A 2,864-nucleotide genomic window follows, 5' to 3' on the forward strand; every position below is an offset into this window, starting at 1 on the left:
GGGCGCAGCGCCCGGTCCCGCGCCCGACCGGCGGCGCTTCCACAGGCCCCACAGCGACGAGCGGTTCTCGCCCGGGGCCCCCAGCGCGGCGGTGACCCGGTCGAGGAAGACCGCGATCAGCACGACGCCCAGACCGGCCTCGACGCCCTTCGGGATGTTGATCGTCGAGATCGCCTCGACCACCATCTTCCCGAGGCCGTCCGCTCCCGCCATACCGGCGATCACGGCCATCGACAGCGCGAGCATGATCACCTGGTTGACGCCGGCCATGATGGTCGGCATCGCCAGGGGCAGCTGGATGCCGCGGAGGATCTGGCCGGGGGTGGCGCCGAACGCATGCCCGGCCTCCACGGTCTCGGAGTCGACGCCGCGGATGCCCAGCTCGGTCAGGCGCACGCCGGGAGGCAGCGCGAAGATCACGGTCGCCACGAGTCCCGGCACCACGCCGATGCCGAAGAACACGATCGCGGGGATCAGGTACACGAACGCGGGCATGGTCTGCATGAAGTCGAGCACCGGCTTCAGGGCCGTCCGAACCGTGGCGTTGCGCGCCGACCAGATGCCCAGCGGCACCGCGATCAGCACGGCCACGATCGCCGCGACGAGCACCAGGGCGAGGGTCTGCATCGCGGGCACCCACAGGTCCATCGCCACGATCAGCAGGAACGACACGGCCGTGCCGATCGCGAGCTTCCACGACCGCACGACCCAGGCGAGCAGGGCGGCGATCACGATGATCACGGCGAAGTGCGGGGTGAGCAGCAGCCGGGTGAGGCCGTCCACGAGGAAGCTCACCACGAACGACACCACGTCGAGCAGACCGTCGAGGTTCGCGGTGATCCAGTCGACACCGGCGGCGACCCAGTCGCCCAGGGGGACGCGGAATCCGTCCATCAGCGCACCTCCTCCGTCTCGGGTGTCGTGGGCAGCGGCTCGGCCGTCCACCCGTCGTCGAGCACCGCGTCGATCTCGGCCTGCGGCATGGGCGTCATCGGCAGCAGGATCTCTTCGGTCGAGCCGGGGCCGGGGCCGAGGGCGGCGAGCAGGGTCACGCGGGGGATCACGCCCGCCAGTCGCCCGTCGGCGTCGGTCACGGCCAGGGGCAGCGGCGACTCCACCGCGGGCACGAACAGGTTCATGAGCACGTCGTCCTCGCGCACGCTCTGCAGCACGGGCTTGATCACGGAGTCGAGTCGCGTCACCCCCTGCCGCACGAGCTTCACCGCATCGCGGTCGGTGACCACACCGAGCAGCTGGCGGTCCTTGCCGACCACGTAGGTGGCCGACATGTAGGCGTCGCGCATCTGGCGCAGGGCCGTGCGCGGGCCGGCGGTCTCGGCGACCACGGGGCGCGGGCGCTCCATGACGTTCGCGGCGGTGAGCACGCGGGCACGGTCCACGTCCTGCACGAACTGCTCGACGTAGTCGTTCGCGGGGTCCATCAGGATGTCCTCCGGCGTGCCGATCTGCACGATGCGCCCGTCGCGCATCACGGCGATCCGGTCGCCGAGGAACATGGCCTCGTTGAGGTCGTGCGTGATGAAGACGATGGTCTTGTGCAGCTTCTGCTGGAGCTCCAGCAGCTGCTCCTGCATCTCGCGGCGGATCAGCGGGTCGAGCGCGCTGAACGCCTCGTCCATCAGCAGGATGTCGCTGTCGGCGGCGAGCGCGCGGGCGATGCCGACGCGCTGCTGCATGCCGCCGGAGAGCTCGGACGGCAGCTTGTCGCCCTGGCCCTCGAGGCCCACGAGCGCGAGGATCTCCTCGGCCTTCGCCTGCCGCTCGGCCGCCGCGACGCCCTTGAGCTCGAGCGGGTAGGCCACGTTCGCGGCCACCGTGCGGTGCGGCAGCAGGGCGAAGTGCTGGAAGACCATCGAGATGCGGTCGCGGCGGATCTCACGCAGACGACCCGCGGGGATGCCCGTGATGGTGTCGCCGCCGACCGTGACGGTGCCGTCGGTGATGTCGTGCAGGCCGTTGAGCATGCGGATGATGGTGGACTTGCCCGATCCGGACAGGCCCATGATGACGAAGATCTCACCGCGGTTCACGGTGAAGCTGGCGTCGATGACGGCGGCGGTGCCCGCGTCGGCGACGGCCGCGCGGCTCTCACCCGCCTTCAGTCGGCGGACGGCGGCGTTCGGATTCCTCCCGAACACCTTGTACAGATGGCGCGCTTCGAGTGCGATGTCGGACACGTTTCCCCTGCGGCTCGGCCTCGGGTGGCTGAGCCTGCTTCGGTCACGTCCGGGTGATCCTCACGAGGCCGTTCGACATCATCGCTGTGGCGGCGCGGGCGGTGGATTTCGGATCCGCCGCAGAGAGGACCGACCGTACGCCCACGCCTCTTCGCAGCACAGCTCATCGAAAGAAGGACGTGGTCGCGGACTGGTCTTCGGGCCGTCAGGCCCACAGACCAACGTAACGAAATGGCCGGTCAGGGACAAATCCTGGGCGGGGAACGTGCCCGGGTTTCCGGTGCTGACCGGGGGATAGTACGAGCGTCTAGCAATCTCGGCGACGGGGGTTCACGGGCGTCGCACACTGCGCGTCACGGTGAACTTCGGGGTGCGTCGGAGCTGCTCCGTCTGCCCGATCAGTCGCGTCAGCTCGGGGCGGTACGCGAGGCCGGAGTTGTACACCGTGAACAGCTCGCCGCCCGACCGGAGCAGCCGTGCGGCGGCCTCGAACAGCCGCGTCGCGGCCCCCGTGTGCACGCTGCTGCCGAGGTGGAACGGCGGGTTCAGCAGCACCACGTCGAACGCCCCATCGGACAGGTCGGATCCGGCGTCGTCGTGGGTCACGGTGACGCGGTCGGCGACGCCGTTCGCGGCCGCGGTCGCCCGGGTCGAGGCCACGGCCGC

General features: G+C 70.2%; 3 protein-coding genes. All 3 read right to left on the bottom strand.

Features of this window, described 5'->3' with window-relative positions:
• The coding region (locus DW309_RS06950) for an ABC transporter permease (RefSeq protein WP_136044947.1) at positions 1-894 on the bottom strand (894 nt) is incomplete at its 3' end.
• Entirely contained in the window at positions 894-2,198 is a 1,305-nt protein-coding gene (locus tag DW309_RS06955) for a quaternary amine ABC transporter ATP-binding protein (RefSeq protein ID WP_136032223.1), read from the bottom strand. The genes DW309_RS06950 and DW309_RS06955, both read right to left, overlap by 1 nt.
• Before the next feature lie 330 nt (positions 2,199-2,528).
• Positions 2,529-2,864 (bottom strand): class I SAM-dependent methyltransferase (locus DW309_RS06960; protein WP_168387205.1); only part of this gene is annotated, 336 nt, incomplete at its 5' end.

The sequence above is a fragment of the Microbacterium sp. K41 genome, assembly GCF_004794395.1.
Taxonomy (GTDB): Bacteria; Actinomycetota; Actinomycetes; order Actinomycetales; family Microbacteriaceae; genus Microbacterium; species Microbacterium sufflavum.